The organism is Aminobacter anthyllidis (genome assembly GCF_018555685.1).
GTDB classification, from domain to species: Bacteria; Pseudomonadota; Alphaproteobacteria; order Rhizobiales; family Rhizobiaceae; genus Aminobacter; species Aminobacter anthyllidis.
In genome coordinates this window covers 77,443-97,487 of the sequence record NZ_JAFLWW010000007.1, presented here as the reverse complement: position 1 = coordinate 97,487, position 20,045 = coordinate 77,443, and the positions used below count along the sequence as shown (strand labels likewise).

Annotated in this window: 16 protein-coding genes and 2 pseudogenes; 11 read left to right on the top strand and 7 right to left on the bottom strand. The window is 58.7% G+C overall.

The window, feature by feature from the left end; translation table 11 throughout:
* Window positions 1-6: 6 nt before the first annotated feature.
* The 7 genes from J1C56_RS23360 (at window position 7) to J1C56_RS23330 (ending at window position 5,763) form a co-directional block, all read left to right on the top strand.
* Window positions 7-306: a ferredoxin family protein gene (locus J1C56_RS23360; protein WP_006333856.1), complete on the top strand. Its 300-nt coding sequence runs from the start codon at window positions 7-9 to the stop codon at window positions 304-306.
* A 158-nt stretch (window positions 307-464) separates the two neighbouring features.
* Window positions 465-2,225, top strand: a complete 1,761-nt coding sequence (gene nifA / locus J1C56_RS23355; RefSeq protein WP_214392431.1) for a nif-specific transcriptional activator NifA — start codon at window positions 465-467, stop codon at window positions 2,223-2,225.
* 250 nt (window positions 2,226-2,475) lie between these two features.
* On the top strand, window positions 2,476-3,957 hold the full coding sequence (gene nifB / locus J1C56_RS23350; RefSeq protein WP_214392430.1) for a nitrogenase cofactor biosynthesis protein NifB: 1,482 nt from the start codon (window positions 2,476-2,478) through the stop codon (window positions 3,955-3,957).
* A 32-nt stretch (window positions 3,958-3,989) separates the two neighbouring features.
* On the top strand, window positions 3,990-4,184 hold the full coding sequence (locus J1C56_RS23345) for a 4Fe-4S binding protein (RefSeq protein WP_027033172.1): 195 nt from the start codon (window positions 3,990-3,992) through the stop codon (window positions 4,182-4,184).
* A 90-nt stretch (window positions 4,185-4,274) separates the two neighbouring features.
* Window positions 4,275-4,601 (top strand): nitrogen fixation protein NifZ, encoded by a 327-nt coding sequence (locus tag J1C56_RS23340; RefSeq protein WP_006333875.1) that lies wholly within the window; start codon window positions 4,275-4,277, stop codon window positions 4,599-4,601.
* On the top strand, window positions 4,598-4,810 hold the full coding sequence (nifT, locus tag J1C56_RS23335; RefSeq protein ID WP_027033171.1) for a putative nitrogen fixation protein NifT: 213 nt from the start codon (window positions 4,598-4,600) through the stop codon (window positions 4,808-4,810). The genes J1C56_RS23340 and nifT overlap by 4 nt, the downstream gene beginning before the upstream one ends.
* 41 nt (window positions 4,811-4,851) lie before the next feature.
* Window positions 4,852-5,763 carry an SIR2 family NAD-dependent protein deacylase gene (locus J1C56_RS23330; RefSeq protein WP_027033170.1) on the top strand — a complete coding sequence of 304 codons (912 nt, stop codon included), beginning with the start codon at window positions 4,852-4,854 and terminating at the stop codon, window positions 5,761-5,763.
* A gap of 1,082 nt (window positions 5,764-6,845) precedes the next feature.
* Here J1C56_RS23330 and J1C56_RS23325 read toward each other — a convergent pair.
* The 3 genes from J1C56_RS23325 to J1C56_RS23315 all read right to left on the bottom strand — a co-directional run bounded on the left by J1C56_RS23325 (window position 6,846) and on the right by J1C56_RS23315 (window position 10,119).
* Window positions 6,846-7,814, bottom strand: a complete 969-nt coding sequence (locus J1C56_RS23325) for a GDP-L-fucose synthase family protein (RefSeq protein WP_027033168.1) — start codon at window positions 7,812-7,814, stop codon at window positions 6,846-6,848.
* Between the two features lie 72 nt (window positions 7,815-7,886).
* A complete protein-coding gene (gene gmd, locus J1C56_RS23320) occupies window positions 7,887-8,987 on the bottom strand; it encodes a GDP-mannose 4,6-dehydratase (RefSeq protein ID WP_027033167.1) in 1,101 nt (366 codons plus the stop codon).
* A 142-nt stretch (window positions 8,988-9,129) separates the two neighbouring features.
* A complete protein-coding gene (locus J1C56_RS23315; protein ID WP_214392429.1) occupies window positions 9,130-10,119 on the bottom strand; it encodes a nodulation protein NodZ in 990 nt (329 codons plus the stop codon).
* A 463-nt stretch (window positions 10,120-10,582) separates the two neighbouring features.
* Here J1C56_RS23315 and J1C56_RS23310 point away from each other — a divergent pair.
* Window positions 10,583-10,978, top strand: a pseudogene (locus tag J1C56_RS23310) (transposase family protein); the annotation flags it as partial.
* A 73-nt stretch (window positions 10,979-11,051) separates the two neighbouring features.
* On the opposite strand, the gene J1C56_RS23305 reads toward J1C56_RS23310, so the two are convergent.
* Entirely contained in the window at window positions 11,052-12,218 is a 1,167-nt protein-coding gene (locus J1C56_RS23305; protein ID WP_214392428.1) for an NAD(P)/FAD-dependent oxidoreductase, read from the bottom strand.
* A gap of 326 nt (window positions 12,219-12,544) precedes the next feature.
* On the opposite strand from J1C56_RS23305, the gene J1C56_RS23300 reads away from it, so the two are divergent.
* Window positions 12,545-12,814, top strand: a complete 270-nt coding sequence (locus J1C56_RS23300) for a hypothetical protein (protein ID WP_168991845.1) — start codon at window positions 12,545-12,547, stop codon at window positions 12,812-12,814.
* A gap of 223 nt (window positions 12,815-13,037) precedes the next feature.
* Here J1C56_RS23300 and J1C56_RS23295 read toward each other — a convergent pair.
* The 3 genes and pseudogenes from J1C56_RS23295 to J1C56_RS23285 all read right to left on the bottom strand — a co-directional run.
* Window positions 13,038-13,560, bottom strand: a pseudogene (locus J1C56_RS23295) (IS3 family transposase); the annotation flags it as partial.
* A 77-nt stretch (window positions 13,561-13,637) separates the two neighbouring features.
* Window positions 13,638-15,005, bottom strand: a complete 1,368-nt coding sequence (locus J1C56_RS23290; RefSeq protein WP_214392427.1) for a sigma-54-dependent transcriptional regulator — start codon at window positions 15,003-15,005, stop codon at window positions 13,638-13,640.
* Entirely contained in the window at window positions 15,002-16,855 is a 1,854-nt protein-coding gene (locus tag J1C56_RS23285; protein ID WP_214392522.1) for a sensor histidine kinase, read from the bottom strand. The genes J1C56_RS23290 and J1C56_RS23285 overlap by 4 nt, the downstream gene beginning before the upstream one ends.
* Before the next feature lie 274 nt (window positions 16,856-17,129).
* Between J1C56_RS23285 and J1C56_RS23280 the strand changes: the two genes are divergently transcribed.
* Entirely contained in the window at window positions 17,130-18,563 is a 1,434-nt protein-coding gene (locus J1C56_RS23280; RefSeq protein WP_096453579.1) for a dicarboxylate/amino acid:cation symporter, read from the top strand.
* A gap of 318 nt (window positions 18,564-18,881) precedes the next feature.
* The gene (locus tag J1C56_RS23275) at window positions 18,882-19,913 is read left to right on the top strand and encodes a LacI family DNA-binding transcriptional regulator (protein ID WP_069091033.1); all 1,032 of its coding nucleotides are present in this window, start codon (window positions 18,882-18,884) and stop codon (window positions 19,911-19,913) included.
* Window positions 19,914-20,045: the final 132 nt, after the last annotated feature.

The window sequence follows — 20,045 nt, the reverse complement described above, 5'->3', positions numbered from 1 at the left end:
AACAGGATGACGATGGCCGTGACGAAGTTACGTGTCGAGGAGAAGCTTTATCAGAACCGCTATCTGGTCGATCCAGGCCGCCCGCATATCAAAGTGCGACCGCACGAGAGGCCGAGCGCGAACCTGCTCGCGCTGACACACATCTGCCCGGCCAAGTGCTATGAGTTGAACGACAAGGGACAGGTGGAGACGACTTCCGACGGCTGCATGGAATGCGGCACCTGTCGCGTGCTGTGCGAGGCCAGCGGTGAGATCGTATGGAATTACCCGCGCGGCGGCTTTGGCGTTCTCTTCAAGTTTGGATAACTGCCGCAAAGAGCGAGAAACGAGAGGCTCGCAATTGCGGTCAAGACCGCCAATATTGCTCACAAACGCCCGAAAAGCTGAAAATACTATGTTTCTGGAACTCGAACTACAAAAAAGGGGTTGGGAGGAGCACCTTGGACAACCCTTGAGGTGTTTGCATGGCTCACATGCTTCCAGATCAGGTCGGTGAAATTGTATCTCGGAACACCCCGCCTGAACCTGCGGTCGAAGCGGCGCGCAATGCGGACAGCTTGCTCAGGGGAATCTACGAGATATCGAAGATTCTGACTGCCCCGACCCGGCTGGAGATTACGCTTGCCAATGTCGCGAATATCCTCTCCTCGTTTGTGCAAATGCGTGATGGCGCAATCGTCGTCCTGGATGCTGAAGGAGAGCCGCAGATTAGCGCAACTACCGGCGGTGCTGTGCCTAAGTCAGCCGCCGGCAGCGTCATACCCCAGGCTGTAATAGACAAAATCGTCGCTACTGGAGTGCCGATCGTCATACAAGACACAAGCACGTCCGAGCTATTTCAGGCTGATCCTCAATCGAGCAGCGGCACGGTCGCAACTGCGTTTATCGGTGTCCCGCTAAAGGCTGAGGAAAAGATCTTCGGGACGCTGTCGATCGACCGCGTCAGGAACGGTACCACCAGGTTCCGCTACGAGGAGGACTTACGTTTCCTGGCCATGGTCGCCAATCTGGTCGGCCGGACCATCCGCCTGCATCGCACTTTGAGCACGGCTGGTCAGCGACTTATCGAGAAGCAACCGAGACCAGAGCAGTCGCTCGACGAGGACAGGACCCATCCGGCCCGACATCCGCATGTCAAGATCGACGGAATCATAGGAGAAAGTCCCGCGCTCAAGCAAGTGCTGGAGATCGTCTCGGTCGTGGCCAGGACCAATTCCACCGTGCTTCTTCGAGGCGAAAGCGGTACCGGCAAGGAGTTCTTTGCACAGGCCATCCATAAGCTTTCACATCGGAGGGAGAAATCCTTCGTCAAATTGAACTGCGCGGCACTGCCCGAAAGCGTTTTGGAATCGGAGCTCTTTGGCCACGAGAAGGGCGCCTTCACCGGGGCTATCCTGCAGCGCGCTGGCCGGTTCGAATTGGCAAATGGCGGAACCCTGCTGCTTGATGAAATCGGCGAGATTTCGCCTGCCTTTCAAGCCAAGCTGTTGCGCGTCTTGCAGGAAGGAGAACTGGAGCGAGTGGGCGGCACCAGGACCCTAAAAGTTGACGTGCGGCTCATATGCGCCACCAACAAGGACCTCGAGACGGCTGTCCGGAATGGAGAGTTCAGGGCCGACCTTTATTACCGCATCAATGTGGTGCCAATAGTCCTGCCTCCCCTCAGAGAACGACCGGGCGATATTCCACGCCTTGCGAACGCTCTCCTCGACCGATTCAACAAGGAGAACCATCGCGATCTTGGCTTCACGCCGTCGGCGCTTGACCTGATGTCGCAATGCTATTTCCCTGGCAACGTGCGTGAGTTGGAGAATTGTGTGAGACGGACGGCCACACTTGCGCGTTCAACGACAATAACTGCGTCGGATTTCGCCTGCAAGAACAGCCAGTGCCTGTCTTCGCTTCTGTGGAAAGGAGTCGACCGTTCGCACGGCGCCTATGCCGTCGACGAGTTCGCACGTGGCAATATGATGCCGGTTGGATCGCCGCTGCCTGCCATGCGAGTCGGCCCCTCACAGAATGAGGCATCGCCCGGCGAGACCTGCGACCCCCACCATCCCGTTTGCCCTGCAATGAACCCGCGTCTGACGGAACGCGACCGGCTGATTGATGCGATGGAGAAAGCCGGCTGGGTTCAGGCCAAGGCGGCTCGTGTTCTTGGTCTCACGCCGCGGCAGGTCGGCTATGCTTTGCGCCGACATCGTATCGGAGTGAAGAAGTTCTAAACGTCCCTGATGACATCAAACGTGAGGGCGCGGTTGCTGCCCGGACCGGGCGTAACTGAGACAAGACGTCACTTTTCGCATTGCTTTTGACCGTTGTCGGCGACCTGACAAAACCGTGTCGCAGGAAACGGACACAATTGGACACAAAAGGCCGACGTAAAAGCCAACATGACGGATAAGACCGCTTTTGGGGTTGGCATATCTCTTGCGCTCTGAAGTGCGATGTTCACATCACGCACGGAGCCGCTCCATGTCCGCACCGATGATTTCGCTACAGGGCCTTTCCCGCACGACAGTCTTCGATCAGTCGCCGGCGAGAGCGAAATCCGGTGGCTGCGCATCTTCATCCTGCGGCTCCTCCGCGAAGCCGCACGAGATGGACTCGGCCGTCTGGGAGAAGATCAAGGATCATCCCTGCTTTTCAGAGGAAGCGCACCACTATTTCGCGCGCATGCATGTCGCGGTCGCCCCAGCCTGCAATATTCAATGCAACTACTGCAATCGCAAATTTGACTGCGCCAACGAAAGCCGGCCTGGGGTCGTTTCGGAAAGGCTGACGCCCGACCAGGCGCTGCGCAAGGTGATCGGGGTTGCCAACGAAGTGCCGCAGCTTTCCGTGCTTGGCATCGCCGGACCGGGCGATGCCTGTTACGACTGGAAGAACACAAAGGCGACATTCCAACGGGTCGCCAAGGAAATCGCCGACATCAAGCTGTGCATCTCAACCAACGGGCTCGCGCTGCCAGACCGCGTCGCCGAGCTTGCCGAAATGAATGTCGATCACGTGACGATCACCATCAACATGGTCGACCCGCGGATCGGTGCCAAGATCTATCCGTGGATCTTCTATGACAACCGCCGTTATACCGGCGTTGAGGCAGCCACGATCCTGCACGAACGACAGATGTCGGGGCTGGAGATGCTGACGGCGCGCGGCATCCTCACCAAGATCAATTCGGTAATGATCCCCGGCGTAAACGATGAGCACCTGATCGAGGTGAATAAATGGGTCAAGGAGCGCGGCGCGTTCCTGCACAATGTCATGCCGCTGATTTCCGACCCGGCGCACGGTACGCATTACGGCCTGAGTGGGCAGCGCGGCCCCAAGGCAATGGAGCTGAAGGCCCTTCAGGATCGTCTCGAAGGCGGCGCCAAGTTGATGCGCCACTGCCGGCAGTGCCGGGCCGATGCTGTCGGCCTGCTCGGCGAGGATCGTGGCCAGGAATTCACGCTCGACCGGCTTCCCGACAAGGTCACGTACGACGCCAGCAAGCGCGAGACATATCGGGCAGTGGTCGCGCGCGAGCGGGGCGATCGCCTGGCGGCCAAGAGCGAGGCGCTCGGGATGGTCAAGACCGCAGGCTCCGGCAAATCGCTTCTGGTAGCGGTGGCGACCAAGGGTGGCGGCCGCATCAACGAGCATTTCGGCCATGCGAAGGAATTCCAGGTTTATGAGGCCTCTCCGAAAGGGATCAGTTTCGTCGGTCATCGCAAGGTCGAACAGTATTGCCTCGGCGGCCGGGCCGAGGACAAGAGGCTCGACGGCGTCATCTCTACGCTCGAAGGCGTAGACATCGTGCTGTGCGCGAGAATTGGAAATTGCCCCGAGGATCGTCTCAAGGAAGGTGGGATCCGAGCAACAGAGGCTTACGGGTATGACTACATCGAGACCGCGATCGGCGCGCTTTACGCCGCCGAGTTTGGGAGTGAGCCACTGGCTGCGACGGCCTGAGCCGCCTCATTCTAACCGAACCGGAGTTGAAAATGGCCTTTAAGATCATCGCTTCCCAATGCACCCAGTGCGGTGCCTGTGAGTTTGAATGCCCTTCGGGCGCGATTAAGTTCAAGGGCGAGATCTACGTGATCGATCCGAAAAAGTGCACCGAATGCGAGGGGACCTTCGAAACGCAGCAATGCGCCTCGGTATGTCCGGTGTCGAAGACTTGCGTCCCTGCCTGACCTCCATTTCGGCTACCGACACGGTCGAGGCGCCTCCGCAGGACCATAGACCTCCTGTTGGAAAGCTGCAGCCGAGAGAAAGGAACGGCCATGAGCCTCGGACGCGAACAGGACATCGAAATCCGTACACCCCCGCGATTCATGCCGGGTGAGCGGGTCCGCGCCACACGCCACATAAAAAATGACGGCACCTATCCGGGCAAGGAGATCGGTGAAAATCTGGTGCGCAAAGGCGACGAGGGCTATGTGCGCGACATCGGCACCTTTCTCCAGCAGTTCTACATCTATGCGGTCGAATGGGTCGATCGCGGCACCGTCGTCGGCATGCGTGCGCGTGAACTCATGAGCCTTGAGACGGCCCGGACTCCTTCCAGTGCCGAAATCGGTGCTGGCTTTAACAAAGGAACGGCCCGATGAGGGTAATGATCCGCAGGACCGGTGCTGGCTTGTCGGCATATATTCCCAAAAAGGATCTCGAAGAGCCGATCATCAAGGTCGACAACGAACACTTATGGGGCGGGGCTGTGACGCTGAAGAACGGCTGGCGGTTAGTTCTGCCCGACCTTCCGTGGGACACGCCTTTGCCGATTACCGTCGAGGCAAGGAAGATTTCCGGCGAGGACTGACCTTCGGGTTGACACAAAGAGAGCGGCAAAGGGATACGAGCATGAACACAATGACCTCGGGCCATCTCGTCGTCATTCGGGACAGTTTTGCCGAAAGGCAGCTTGACCTTTTGAAGAAAGCGCTCGCGGCCGATCAGGTCATTCCCTATCTCGGCCCGGGCTTGCTTGAGATCCGCTCCGCGGGACCGCCCGTACCGCATACCCCCGAAGCCGTTGCCGCAGCGCTCAACAAGCGCACGCCAGCCCCTTCGAAGATTCGCACCAACATGTGGTCGGTAGCGCAGTATATCGAACAGCGCCGGCACCGCCGGACGCTTCAAGCTTGGATGGCCGAAATATTCGCGGCCCCGGTGGTGCCGACCATCTTGCATGCCTGGCTTGCAACGCTGCCGCTCTCCGTGATCGTCGACAGCTGGTACGACGGTGCCATGCGCGCGGCTCTAATACAGACCCGCCGAACGGACGTCGTCGAAATACAGGGCGTAACACGGGCGCACGAGATCGGTGACATTTGGACGAAAGCCTACGATTTGTCCGGGATATTACTCGAATCCGCACCAGCGGCGAAGACGGTTCTCTACGCCCCTCACGGCGGTGCCAGGCCGGCCGCAAACTTCCTCGTCGCAGATTCCGACTACGTTGAAGTGCTGAGCGAAATCGACATCCAGACGCCGATCCCTGACCTGGTGAAGGAACGGCGAGCTAGCCGTGGTCTTTTCTTCATCGGCTGCCGCTTCAACGATCAGATGCTGCGCACCTATGCCCGGCAGATCATGAAGCGCTCCAATGGCCCACATTTTGCGGCAATCGATACAGCGACGCTGACCAAGAACGAGCGTCGTTTCCTTGCGGCAAGCGCAATCACGGTCATTGACATGCCGACGGGTCAGGCCGCAGCCCGTCTCGTCGGACTGGGCGAGACATTGCATGAAGCCAAACGGGGTATCGTTTGAGCCATTCTCAGACGCCTCAACATTGCCGAAAAGGTAAAACGGGCAATTGACTTCCGGGTTTTTCAACAACTCCGAGAGGCGCTCTGAAAAGCTACGACGGTTATTTCATTCGAGGCTGCAGTGGATATGGCATTCGATGCTGCGGATGAACACAGCGGCGACGGGCTCGAACCAGCCGAGCAGAGCATAGTCTGGCGCCAGGGTTGTCGCGGCGAGCGGTCGCAGCTGATCGGCTTCACTTGGCGGTAAAAGCTGTGGCACGGCGCGATGACCAGGGCCGGTTGGGGTCGATGCCAATCGAGCTAAGGCCAAGCGTGCTCACCGCATAGGCGGTCACCTGCCACTGCCATATAGGCGGTCACCTGCCACTGCCATCCCAGAGTGTCAGGATGATCGCGTTGCGCGACAGCTTGGCGCGCCGCAGACGCGAGCGATTGGTTCAGGGCAGCCCGCTTCGCCATCAACGAGACCCGCTGCTGCATGAGTTGTAAACGCCCGCACCACGGCGCCGCGAATCCGCGCTTGTGGCGCCATGACCTTGAGGCGAGTGAGTTCGGCGCTAACAGCGCAGACTGAACCAATCCGATCAGCCCGGCCCATGCCGGAGAGCACGGCGACCAATGCCGCCAGCTCCACCACGCAGGGGGACACGATCCCGCCTGCGGCTAACCGCGAGTTGAAAAGCATACGTCGACGCCCGCCATTTCCGCATGCACCGCCTTGGATAAGGCCTGCCTCGAGGCATGATGCGGGCCTGGTTGGCCTTCCTGTCGATGCCAGCTTCGTAAGCAGCGGCTCCCGCGAGGTCGAGCAGTTCTAACTGGCGGCTTGAGTTGACGGCGCTCACGCACAGCCGTTCCAGGTGCGGCCGGTTATGCGGCCTTCCCCTTCCCATTTGGCTTGGGCAAGCTTCTGGGTGATCCTCTGCATCGCCGGTCGCAGAGAGGTCCGGTCTGCAACGTCAGCACAGGCCACTATTGCGGCCGCCTCGGGATGTATGCGTCCCTCTCATCTGTTTGGCCGGACTGGGCGAGCTTGCACCCGGTCGGACATGCAGTCCAACCTGGATGCGCGCTTGCACATCAAGCCGCATGAAGGCGAAGAAAATCCTCATACGTCGCTTGCAACCCGGCACCAAGAGACGTTTTGGCTTTCCAGCCAAGGTTACGCAAGCGCGTTACGTCAAGTAGCTTGCGCGGAGTACCGTCTGGCTTCGTCGTGTCGAACACCAAATTGCCCTCCCAGCAGACCGCCGCCTTGACGAGTTCCGCCACCTCGCGAATTGTGACGTCCTCACCAACGCCAACATTAATCAGGGGCGCAGTGTCGGGGGCTGTCAAGGCGTCAAAATCCGAATCTGGCAGGCCAAGCAGGAACGCAATGGCATCGCCTACATCCGACGAATACATAAACTCTCGCCGAGGATTTCCGGATCCCCAGACCCCCACAGAGGAGTCGCCGTTCATTTTAGCTTGATGAAAGCGGCGTATCAGAGCAGGCAGAACGTGACAATTTTCGGGGTGATAATTATCGCCGGGACCATATAAATTGGTCGGCATCAACGCGAGATAGCGCGCCTTGTACTGCCGGTTGAAAGACCAGCACGATTCGACACCTGCGATTTTTGCCAAAGCGTAGGGACGATTCGTCGCTTCAAGCGGACCGGTGAGAAGGTATTCCTCCCGTATCGGCTGCGGACAGTCGCGTGGATAGATACACGAGGAGCCAAGAAAAATCATCCGTTCGACGCCGGAAGCGTAAGCGGCATCAAAAACACTGACTTGAATCGCGAGGTTGTTATGAAGGAAATCGACAGGGGAGCTAGCGTTCGCCAGTATACCACCAACCTTTGCGGCGCACATAACGACGTAATCTGGCCGCTGCGACATGAAGAACCTGCGCGTCTCGCTCCGGTCAAATAGATCCAGTTCGTCGTGAGTACGTGTTATTATCTCATAGGATCCTAACGCCTCGAGGGCTCGCATTGTGGCGGATCCAACAAGGCCGCGATGGCCTGCCACATAGACTTTCTTCATCTTTTTGTTTTCCATTGTTAACGCTCTGGGCGCTCCTTAAGAAGGCCACCATAGCACTGACAACAACCCAGCATGGCGCCGCCGTTGTCAGCATAACTCTCGTGGACTGTGTGAATAATAACCCTGCTTCATCAGCACTGCCTCACGCTCTGCCATGCGCAAATCTTCCCGAACCATCTCCCTAACCAATTCGATGAAGGAGATTTTGGGCTCCCACCCAAGTTTTTCTTTCGCCTTGCGGGCATCGCCGAGAAGTGTCTCGACTTCTGCAGGACGAAAATAACGGGGATCTACTTTTACGATCAGAGCTCCCGTCTTTGCATCGTACCCCTCTTCGTCGACCCCTTCCCCCACCCAACGAACATCGATGCCGAGTTCAGCGGCCGCGACGGTGACGAATTCGCGCACCGAATGTTGCTCACCGCTAGCGATCACAAAGTCTTCAGGTTGCTCCTGCTGCAGCATCAACCACTGCATCTGGACGTAGTCTCGAGCGTGCCCCCAATCGCGACGCGCATTAAGGTTGCCCAGGAATAGAGTGCGCTGCATTCCAAGCTTAATCCGAGTCAAGGCGCGCGTGATTTTGCGAGTTACAAATGTTTCTCCGCGCGCAGGTGACTCATGATTAAATAAAATGCCGTTACATGCATACAAATTGTAAGATTCTCGATAATTTACGGTGATCCAGTGAGCATACAATTTGGCAACAGCGTAGGGGGACCGGGGGTAGAACGGTGTCGTCTCGGTCTGTGGCGTTTCCCGCACCAGCCCGTAGAGCTCAGACGTCGAGGCTTGGTAGTAGCGCGTATGCTTGACGAGCCCCAGGATCCGAATTGCCTCGAGGATACGCAGCGCACCCAAGGCATCGGAGTTCGCGGTGTATTCTGGTTCTTCAAAGGAGACTGCAACGTGGCTCTGAGCTGCCAAATTGTAAATTTCGTCCGGCTGAACCAGTTGGATGACGCGCGTAAGGCTCGACGAGTCTGTCAAGTCCCCGTGGTGAAGTGTAAGATCAACGCCACTTTCATGAGGGTCATGATAGAGATGGTCTATACGGCCCGTATTAAAAAGAGACGATCGTCTCTTTATCCCATGCACAGAATAGCCCTTTTCTAAAAGCAATTCTGCGAGGTAGGAACCGTCTTGCCCCGTTACCCCGGTGATTAAAGCTACTTTTCTCTTTGACAAGCTTGAATCCTTTTGATTTTGACGCGCCCATGAAAACGCTCGCCTGCGGCGGGATTGCGTGGCGAGAAAGGGGCGTATTGGGCAGGGCGAACGGGGGCCTCTGCGCGAAGGCAAGGGAGAGTTCGAGCGGGATGCCAGCCTTTCATGGAGCCGGGGAACGTTCGAAAGAGTTGTCGATCAAGATCAAACGACGCGGGTCATTCAAATCGAATTCGACAATTCGTGGCACGAAGAGGCGGGCATAGCGGGTGAAGGCGCTAGTCGGAGGAAAGCGAATAACAGTGTCGCATCGACCGAGGAGATACATCTCAACGAGCGCGGAAAACCCGCCGTCGGTGCCCAGTGCTGCACTGTGTAAGGGGCCGGCCTGATCCGCCTGGAAGCGTTTTGGGACGGTGAAAAGTTCGGGAAATACGCCCGACAGGTGATCAACAACCTTGGCGCTGTCTGTACACAAGAACACCCTTACAGGTCTTGAATGCGGTTGCGCCTTGGCCATACGAATGGCAGTGCATACCTGCTCTAAGGCAACCTTCGGATCAGCCCAGTAAGGTGCGTGATCCATAATATCTTCGCCGTTGCCGTGGCGGACATGGACTCCAATTATGCTGTGCCCGTCAAAATGTTCCTGGTAGAGCGCTTCAATGCGATCCTCAATTTCGACCCTCGGTGCGATGCTCCTAAATATGGTTCGCTCGGCCTTTTCATCGCAGCGCCACATCAAGCAAGCATCACACACTACCGTGTTGGCTTCACAATCATCTTGGGCCTGGAAAAGATCGTTAAGCTCGTCACGTTCTTGGAAAATCTGTTCATCCGGACGGTACACGCAGTCGATGGATGGCTTGTTCCACCACGACGGGAAGAAGGGACCAGGGAATGAGACGTGGTTGATCTGGTCATCGCAAATGACCCGTACACCACCGATATCCTCAATTGGCTTGAAGAAAGCTGGAAAGGCATTCGCAAACGGGTTGTCGAGGTAACAAGAGCCGCGCCAATCTATTGCTAAAGCTCGTCCCGTCCGATGTGCGTAGTCCCAAGCCGACGCGAGAGACCACAGGCAATCACCGAGACCCGTGCGCCGTCGAGAAACAACGAACCGATCGTTCCTTGAGCGATCAACAAGCATCTAAATTGCCTCTCTCCAGAACACCACAAGCCTCAGCTTTGCTGCTGCGTTTGAGGCAAGCGCCTGCGCAATTCGGGGAAGATTGTCGTGCTGTGCCAATGCGATGTAGCTTGCGTCTGTCGCGGAAGTGCCTGGCCGCGATGGACGCGCGCCTGGGCTGGTCTTCGGCGCAGACCAGAAAATGCTCTTCGGAGCCAACGCAAACATCAACCACTTTCCTTAAGGCTGCTACATTCTTGAATTCTTTCTATGCATCGTGCCGTAACATCGGTAAAATCGTCTGTTTCGATGAAACGCATCCACGCCATGGATGGCTAGTGACATGGGTTCCAGGGCGTTGGCTGTGAACCCTCTCGCTGTGCTCCGACGCACCGCTAACCCCAGCGGAACCTCACGGTGACAGCACGCAGCATCGACCTAAGTGAGCCGGCCATGAGCGCGGGCCGCCGCCACGAAGCTTCGACTGGGCCAGGTTCTGCATGGGAGCGCCACAAAGAAAGAGGCGATGCGTCGAGCTGTAAGCGAGCCTGAGCTCGCTTTCGAAGCGCTATGCCATCAACCCCAAGACGGTCGCGAAGTGGAGGAGCGGAGTTCGACCGCCGATCTGCCCACCGGCCCCAGGGAGCCGAGATCGAAGGTTCTGTCTGCCGTAGAAGAGGACCGTTGTTGTGGCCTTCCGCCGCAACACACTGCTGCCGCTGGACGATTGCCTCTACGGCCTTGCAGCCGACGATCCCGCATCTGACGCGCTCTTCATTGCACCGATGTCTGCAGCGCAAGCATCGGCTTCTTCCACATTGATATTGCGGAGATCCCAACCGAACAGGGCAAGCTAAACATCGAGGCCTTTGTACCGCGGCACCGCCTGTCGCGAACCTTCGCGCCCCTCTGTCCCGCCGGCACCAAAGGAGACCGTCGCGGCGCCGTTGTTGCTAGATCACATTCAATTCCCTAAACGCCCGCCCTTCGGCGACACGGATGTACCCAAACGCGGAGCAATCGACCGTGCGGTAGCCGCCATGCACGAGAAGCTCGGCCAGCGCCTTGCCGACCGCCGGGGCCTGCTGCAGACCGTGGCCTGAAAATCCGTTGGCGAAGAAGAAATTTTTCACCTTGGGGTGCGGCCCGATCACCGCGTTCTGGTCGAGCGTGTTGTAGTCGTAATGGCCGGCCCAGGCGCGTGTCGGCTTGATCGCCTCGAAGGCCGGAATGCGGGTCGCCAGCACCGGCCAAATCACCTCTTCGAACAGCGGCCAGTCGACCTCGAAATCCTGGGGATCGGCCGGGCCGTCGCCCTCTTCCGGCTCGGCGCCGCCAGTGAGATAGACCGAGCCTTCCGGCCTGACATAGATGCCGGAGGGATCGACCAGCAGCGGCATGTCGGCATATTTTTCGCGCGCCTCGAAGACGAAGACATTGCGCTTGCGCGGCTCGACCGGCAGCGCCAGCCCGGCGAGAGCGGCGACCTTGCCGGCATTCGGCCCGGCGGCATTGAGGACGGTGCCGGCTTCGATCGTCTCGGCATTGTCGAGCCTGACGCTGGTGACACGGTGGCCCTGCCGCTCGATGCCGATGACCGAGGCGGTCATAAAGTCCACGTTCTTGCCGCGCAGCGCCTTGCGGAACAGCGTCAGCATCGCATGCGCGTCGAACCAGCCTTCGCCGCTGCGGCCATAGGAGCCGGCGGATATACCTTCGGTCGACAGCCAAGGGAAGCGGCGCGTCAGCTGATCCGCGTCCTCGAGCACGATGTCGGCCCCCTCGGCGACCTGCGCTTCGTGATTGGCATTCAGGATCGGCAGCCCGTTCTCGCTAGCGAGAATGAGAAAGCCGCCCTCGCGAAAACCGATGTCGGCGTCCGCGCCGAATTCTTCCTTCAGCCGCCGGAACAATTTCATGGTGAACTGCGACAGGCGGATGTTCTGCGGGATCGAGAATTGCTGGCGAATGGAGGCGCAGGACAACGTCGTTGCCGCGTGCGCGAACTGCGGATCGCGCTCGATCAGCGCGATCGAGCCGGAAAACCCTTCCTCGCGCAGATAGTAGGCGATCGAGGAGCCGACGATGGCTCCTCCGATGATAACGATGTCGTAACGCACTTTTTTGTCGCCTTTCCGGTAACCGCCCGTGTCGATCACACAGCCGTCAGCATGATGTCGAAGCGCGTGCCGCGGCGGGCGCGGGCTAGCGAGTTGAAAAGGGTTGCCGCATGCGCTGGATCCAGCGGCGCTCACGCAGCTGCCGGTCCTGCCTCACGCAGCAAGTCGTCGGCTCTGTCCGTCTTCTCCCAGGTGAACACAGGCTCTTCACGGCCGAAGTGTCCGTATTGCGGTATATCGGGCGTACGAGATCAAGCATCTTGATGATGCCTTTCAGTCGGAGATCGAAAACATGCGAATCCAAACATGAGGCCCTGATCCCGCCCTTGCTCGAGATCCTGCCATCGTCCTTCATCAACGCCCTGGCTGATGTCGGGCGACTGCCCGGTGAGAGCCAGAACGACGGCGCAATTTCGACCATCAAAGCCGATGGCATCGTCGTAGCCAATATCGAGTATCGTATCGCGGGCGACTTGGGTGTAATCGATGTGCGCATGGCTGGTACCCTGGTCCTGCTGGCTTTGTCATTTCGCGCTCTTCGCAAATGCTGTTTGGCGGCGGAACATAAAACGACACCAGATTTCTGCCGCCACTGATCTCGAAAGTTGTGATGAGCGTACCATTGACAGCGATTTGCGCTCGCAACGATTCCATGAATTTCTTTGAAGGATCTGTTGCAACGCTAAACAACAACGCAACGAGATTGGCGGGGGCCTGGTAAGACGGCAAGCTGGAACTGGTTGGCCAAGAGGGAGGCGATCGGCGCACCTTTCCCCAGGCGACGTGCTAACTTGCATCGTGCACCTCATCCGCCATTTGCTAAATGTTTAGTCCCGGCATTTGCTGGAGCGGATTGAAAGTGAACGCTCGGGCTGGGAAGCCCATGCCTTCCAGATGAACTCGCAGGGCGTGAGGCCCTTGAGGGTCTTCAGCTTGCGGCCGAAATTGTAGGCCGCGACGAAGTCGGCAAGATGCCGACGCAGTTGGTCGCGATCGTCGTAGTGGAAGCGCTTGACGGTTGCGTCTTGATGGTCCGGTTCATTCTCTCGACTCTTCTCGCCGGCCTGTCGCCGTCGACATCTGGCAATCGGCCGATGCTTGCCTGCAGACAGCGGTGGGAGCGCGTCAGATGTGGGACGTCGGCTGCAACGCGTAGAGGCAATCGTCGAGCGGCAGCAGCCTTGTTGCGGCGGAAGGCCACAACAACGGTTTTCCTCGACAGACAGAACTGTCGACTCCCTGGAGCCGGTGGACAGATCGGCGGTCGAATTCCGCTTCTCCACTTCGCGACCGTCTTGGGGTTGATGCCATAGCGCTCCGAAAGCGACCTCAGGCTCGCTTCACCTAGCCCATAGTGCATCCTTTGAGTCGGACGAGAATGGCGAAATTTCTTTTCCGCGACATGCAAGCAAGAAGGCTTCAGCCAATGGCGGTTTTTCGATAATCGGCCGTGTCTATCCCGTGTCGTTTCAGCTTGTCGTAGAAGGTCTTGCGGGGAACTCCCAGGACTTCGATCGTGCGCCTCACGTCGCCGCCGCATTCCTGCAAGGCATCGCGGATGACAGTCGCCTCATAAAGGCTGACCTTCTCGGACAAGGGGAGGCTTGATACCGCTTGTTCCTTTCGACCTGATGCAATGGGCGTGCCTAGCCTTTCAAGTCCCAATGCAACGCGATCGGCGAAATGCACGAGTTCACGGACATTGCCGGGCCAAATGTGGCTCACGAGGCGATCGCGCACGCCAGCGCTTATGTCCGGAACTGGCCTGCTGAAGCGTTTGGAGGCGCGTTCCAGGAAATGCCCAAAGAGCATCGGGATGTCTTCGCGCCTTTCGCGAAGCGGCGGGATGCGGAGCGTCACCACATTCAGCCGGAAATAAAGGTCTTCCCGGAAATCTCCGCGGGCGGCCGGATCGCCGAGATCGGCCTTGGTAGCCGACACGACACGAAGGTCGATGCTGCGGGTTTCGTTCGTGCCAAGCGGCGTGATCTGCCGGGTCTCAAGCACCCTCAGAAGCTTCACCTGGAGTGCTGGCGGCATCGACTCGATTTCGTCGAGGAAGAGCGTCCCTCCGTTCGAATGCTCGATGCGACCGGTCCTGCGCCTCTGCGCGCCAGTAAAGGCGCCTGCCTCGTGCCCGAAAAGTTCGCTATCGATGACGCTTTCGGGCAGCGCTCCACAATTCAGGGCAACGAAGGGCTTCGTGCGTCGTCTGCTCCAGCGGTGAAGCAGATCCGCGACCACCTCCTTGCCCGTGCCCGTCTCGCCTTCCACAAGGACATCCACATCGGTATCGGCGATCTGGCGGAGAGTTTCGCGCAATCGAATCATGGTCGGTGCCTCCCCGATCAGCGGGATATCGCCCGCAGATCGGACAACCGCATCCCTAAGACGTCTGTTTTCCAGGACCAGGCGCCGTTTTTCCGAAGCGCGATGCAGCGTCACGAGAAGCCGGTCGTTCGCATATGGCTTCGAGATGAAATCGTAGGCGCCATCCTTGATGGCGGCAACGGCCAGCTCGACGTCGGCATGCCCGGTGATCAGGACAACCGGAATTTCCGGGTCGATCGCCTTCACTCGCTCGAAGAGCTGAAGTCCGTTCAGCCCGGGCATACGGATGTCACTCACGACAGGGCCATCGAAGTTCCCGTCGATTCTGGCGAGTGCGGCCTCGGCCGAACCGAACACGCTCGGTGAGAACGAGGCAAGCTTCAGCATCTGCGTGGCTGCGCGAAGCACATCCTCGTCATCGTCGATAAAAATGACCGGTCCTGATTCAGCACTCATGCCGCTCGCCTCAGCTCGACCGTGAAGGAAGTCCCTCTCCCGTGGCCGGCATCATCATGCCGCAACGAGCCGCCGAGCTCACGTGCGATCTCTTGCGAAATGACCAGGCCAAGACCGAGACCCTTTTCCTTGTTGGTAACGAACGGCATGAAGAGGCTCCTGCGAATGTCGGGGGCAAGGCCGGGGCCGTTGTCCCGAAGGGAAATAGCGACCATTTCCCCGTTTTCGGCGAGCGCTATCTCGACGCGGGGCTCCGGTTGACCCTTCAGAGCGTCAAGCGCGTTCTGGAGAAGGTTGACGAGTATCTGCTCCAGTCGCATGCGGCTTGCCATGACAATTGGAGACGGATCGATCCGCTTCCGTTCAATCGTCACCCCGGAATCGCGAATTCGGCCTGAAAGAAGCGACAGAGCGCCGTCGATCGCGTCGTCCGCCAGTATCGGTCCCATCGATCCGCTGGCGCGGCGGGAAAAGGACCTTAGCGTTTCAGTGATCGTGCCGATCCTGCCGGTCATGGCGACGATCGAGGTCAGATTCTCGGCGGTTTCTTGCGACCGGCCGATCCCTAGAAGACGCGCGGCATTTTCAGCATAGGTGCGGATTGCGGCGACCGGCTGGTTGATCTCGTGGGCGACCCCGGCCGTTATCTGTCCCAGGATTGACAAGCGGTTCGCCTGGGCGAGTTCGTCGCGCAGGCGACGCACTCTTGCTTCAGCGTTCTCTCGCTCGGCGATCTCACCGGCGAGCGCTGCGTTCGAGCTCTGGAGCTCCGCCCTGCGCAGTTCGACGCGATGCTCCAGTTCCGCATTCAGCAACACAAGCACTTCTTGCCGCTGCCGGGCCGCCCGCCGCCGTCGAACAATGATGAAAATGACGAATCCAACGAGAACGAGGGCAAGCAGCGTTGTCACGCGGGCTGTCATGACCGCCGAGGAGATCTCGGTGTCGGCGGGGATGAGCAACGACATGCGCCAGCCCGGAACTGCTTTGCCGAGATCCTGCGAAACCGCAAAGAAACCGGCTGATCGACTCTCAGGAGTTGCGGTGACCAGGTTGTCGCCGCGGCGGGAAAGCGGCACCGGCTCGAAAGTCACGCCCGGTAGCTGCAGACGATCGCGAGCGGTTTGCTTCTCCTTTGCGGAAAGCGGTGAGAGAGTGCCAAAACGCCATTGGGGCACGCTCGTGGCAAGAACCACGCCTCGCTCATCGGTCGTGAAGACCACGAAGCCGCTCTCCAGCCAACGCGACTCGACGCGGTCGAGCTCCACCTTCACCACAACCACACCGAGCGGCCCCTCCGGCCCATCGACCCGGCTCGACAGATAGAGACCAGGGCGCGCGCTAACCGTGCCGAGCGCATATTGCATAGCCGCGCTATCCGCCATCGCCTCGGTGAAGTAGTGGCGAAAGCGGTAATCGCTGCCGACGAAACTGGTCGGCTCGCCGGCGTTGCTCGCAGCGACCGCTACGCCCTCAGGATTAATGATGTAGAGTATAGAAGAGCCGGCGTCGCGCGCGATGGCGCGAAGCTTCTCATCAAGCGCGGCTTCGTTGGCAGTGCTCGGACTGCGAAGCATCTCCTGAACGGCATCGTCGCGTGCCAGAACCAGCGGAATCATTCGCTGCTTCTCGATCTCTCCTTTCAAACTGTCGGCTGCAAGCGGGAACGCGGCAAGAGCACGGTCGCGTAGGGCATACTCTGCTCTGGTGCCGGCGATGCGTCCCGTTGCAAAGACGACGAAACAGAGCGCCGCACCAAGAATTGCAAGCAAAACCACAAGCCAGAGAGATCGACCGCCGGATCTACCAGTGAAGACCAATGGGACGCGCTGGAAGGCGCCATTACCCATGTCTTCTTCTTCTGCCATCGTATTCTTAAAACCGATCATTGACGAACCATAGTGCGGGGTTCCGCCAGAAGGGAAGGCGATCCGTGCGGAAAACCGCACAATCTTGCTGCGCGATTTGTTGAAGATACCTGAGGCTCCGGCGATTTCCGCGCTCTCTTGGCTTGGCACGGCTATTGCGGTCAACAACGCAGCAGCGTTCGACCGGGGCGCCGCGATGGGAGAAGCCGCGGGGAGGAACAGCCCGCCCCAAACCGGTCAGGGAGAGAAAACTTACATGTTGACCCCACTGGCTCCAAGCGTAAAGCGCGCACCCCGCAAGACCCTTTTTGCCAAGCCTTACGTGCAGGTGCTTGTCGCAATCCTGCTCGGAGTCGCGGTTGGCCATTTTTATCCGCAAATCGGAGAAAACCTGAAGCCGCTCGGCGATGCCTTCATCAAGCTCGTCAAGATGATCATCGCGCCCGTTATCTTTCTGACCGTGTCGACTGGAATTGCCGGCATGAGCGATCTTCAGAAGGTCGGCCGTGTTGCCGGCAAGGCGATGGTCTATTTCTTCACCTTCTCGACGCTCGCGCTTATCGTCGGCCTCATCGTCGGCAATGTCATTCAGCCTGGCGCCGGCCTCAACATCGATCTGACCTCGCTCGACGTCCAAGCCGTCAATGGCTATGCCTCAAAGGCCCATGAGCAGTCCGTGACCGGCTTCCTCATGAACATGATCCCGACCACGATTGTCGGCGCCTTTGTGGAAGGCGACATTCTACAGGTGTTGTTCTTCTCCGTCCTCTTCGGCATCGCGCTGGCGATGGTCGGAGAATCGGGCAAATCGGTTCTTTCCTTCCTTCAGGACCTCACTGCACCCGTTTTCAAATTGGTCGGCATCCTGATGAAAGCCGCGCCGATCGGTGCTTTCGGAGCAATGGCCTTCACGATTGGCAAATATGGCATCGGTTCGGTAGCCAACCTTGCGATGCTGGTCGGGACCTTCTATCTCACGGCCTTCCTCTTCGTATTCGGGGTTCTCGGTGCAGTCTGTCGCTACAATGGCTTCTCGATCTTTTCTCTTATCCGCTACATAAAGGAAGAGCTGCTGCTGGTCCTCGGAACGTCCTCCTCCGAGGCTGCGCTGCCCTCTCTCATGGAGAAAATGGAAAAGGCCGGCGCCAAGCGCTCGGTCGTGGGCCTGGTTATCCCGACCGGATATTCCTTCAATCTGGATGGCACCAATATCTACATGACCCTCGCGGCCCTTTTCATCGCGCAGGCGACGAATACGGATTTGTCAGTTGGCGATCAGGTCCTGCTGCTGCTCGTCGCGATGCTTTCCTCCAAGGGTGCAGCAGGTGTCACAGGTGCCGGCTTCGTCACGTTGGCCGCTACGCTCTCCGTAGTGCCGGCAGTTCCCGTTGCTGGAATGGCGCTGATCCTTGGCGTCGATCGCTTCATGTCGGAATGCAGGGCACTGACGAATTTGGTCGGTAACGCGGTGGCATCGCTCGTCGTCGCCCGCTGGGAAGGCGAACTGGATCAGGCGCAATTGAAAGCTGCATTCTGCGGCCACCAGCCTGCCGAGACATCAACCGGCCAGCCACTGATAACGCCCGCGCCGAGCAACTCGGCAGCATCGCTGCCGGTTGAATCGCCTGGCTGGTCCCAAACGCCGGACGATCGGGCCGCGGGGTCTAAACAAACTCTCGCGGGCCGATGAAATCAAGAATCCCGAAATGCAGTGGGTGCAAAATCATCTGCGCCTTGCGAAGGTCTTGCACCGGTCACGACACACAAGCCATCGATGATGCGCTTAATGCCTCCGAAGTTTGCGACGGTTCGTGGAACCGGGCGCGGAGCTGGGTCGGAGCCGTCGGCACGGCTGAACAATTCGCCCAGGCTCTACGTTTCGGCTTCTACCTCGCACCATGCCACGACAAGAATTCGGTAGCGAACAGGATCAATGCAGGAATGACAGATTTTACTGAATCGACCTTTGCCGGATTTCTTCTTGATGTCGTTTAATCAGACTCGAACAATGGCGAAGCGACCCATAATTGCTGATATCGCCCGGGAAGCCGGGGTTAGTGTTGCCACCGTTGACCGAGTTCTGAATGCCCGTCATCCGGTGCGGAAGGAGACTGCGCAGCGGGTCTTAGCGGCGGCACAGGCCATCGGATATCACGCCGCAGGTCTTATCAAGCAGCGCCTGCAGCCGGACCTGCCGCAATATCGGCTTGGCTTCATCTTGAGAAAACCGACTCACCACTTCTACCAGGGCTTCGCGCGTGAGGTCGAAGCGGCGGTCAACGCGGCGAAGTGCTTCCATGGCACTTCGCTCATCGAATTCGCGCCGTCGCACATGCCGTGCGACCTTGTTCCACTGCTCAAGGAATTCGGCGCGCGCTGCCACGCGATCGCCATGGTGGCGCCGGACCATCCGGCGATCACGGCAGCCGTCCAAGAACTCAAGGCAAAAGGCATCCCCGTTTTTTCGCTGCTTTCCGATTTCGCCGAAGGTGTTCGTGAGGGTTATATCGGCCTCGACAACCGCAAGGTCGGGCGGACGACAGCGTGGATGCTTTCAAAGGTCGCAAGACGGCCGGGCAAGGTGGCGGTTTTTGTCGGCAGCCACCGTTTTCAGGGGCAGGAGCTGCGGGAGGTCGGCTTTCGCTCCTATTTCCGTGAGAATGCACCGGCATTCGAGCTGCTCGATCCGCTCGTGAACCTTGAGGCACGGCAGATCACCTACGAGGCCACGCTGGATCTCATGCAACGGGAACCCGAACTCACCGGCTTCTATGTGGCCGGCGGAGGTATGGAGGGAGCGATCTCCGCGCTCCGTGAAGAAGGCGAAAGCCGGGGTCTCGTCGCGATCGTTAACGAGATCACGCCGGAGTCACGGGCTGCACTCGCAGATGGCATGATCACGATGTCGGTCGCCACGCCCCAGCGCCTGCTTTGCCAGGAACTGATGACGCTGATGGCCCAGGCCATCAAGGTCGGCACTTCGGAGACGCTTGGGCAGACTTTTCTGCCGTTTGAGATCTATCTGCCGGAAAACATCTGAAAAACTGATAAAATACTATCATGAGAGCCTAATTTCCTTTCATTCATGAAAGAAAAGCAGCGGGAGTTTGATTGACTCACCTCCCTCATTCCGGTCTCGTTTAACAACGAATGATTGCTGCGCGGCGGAAGC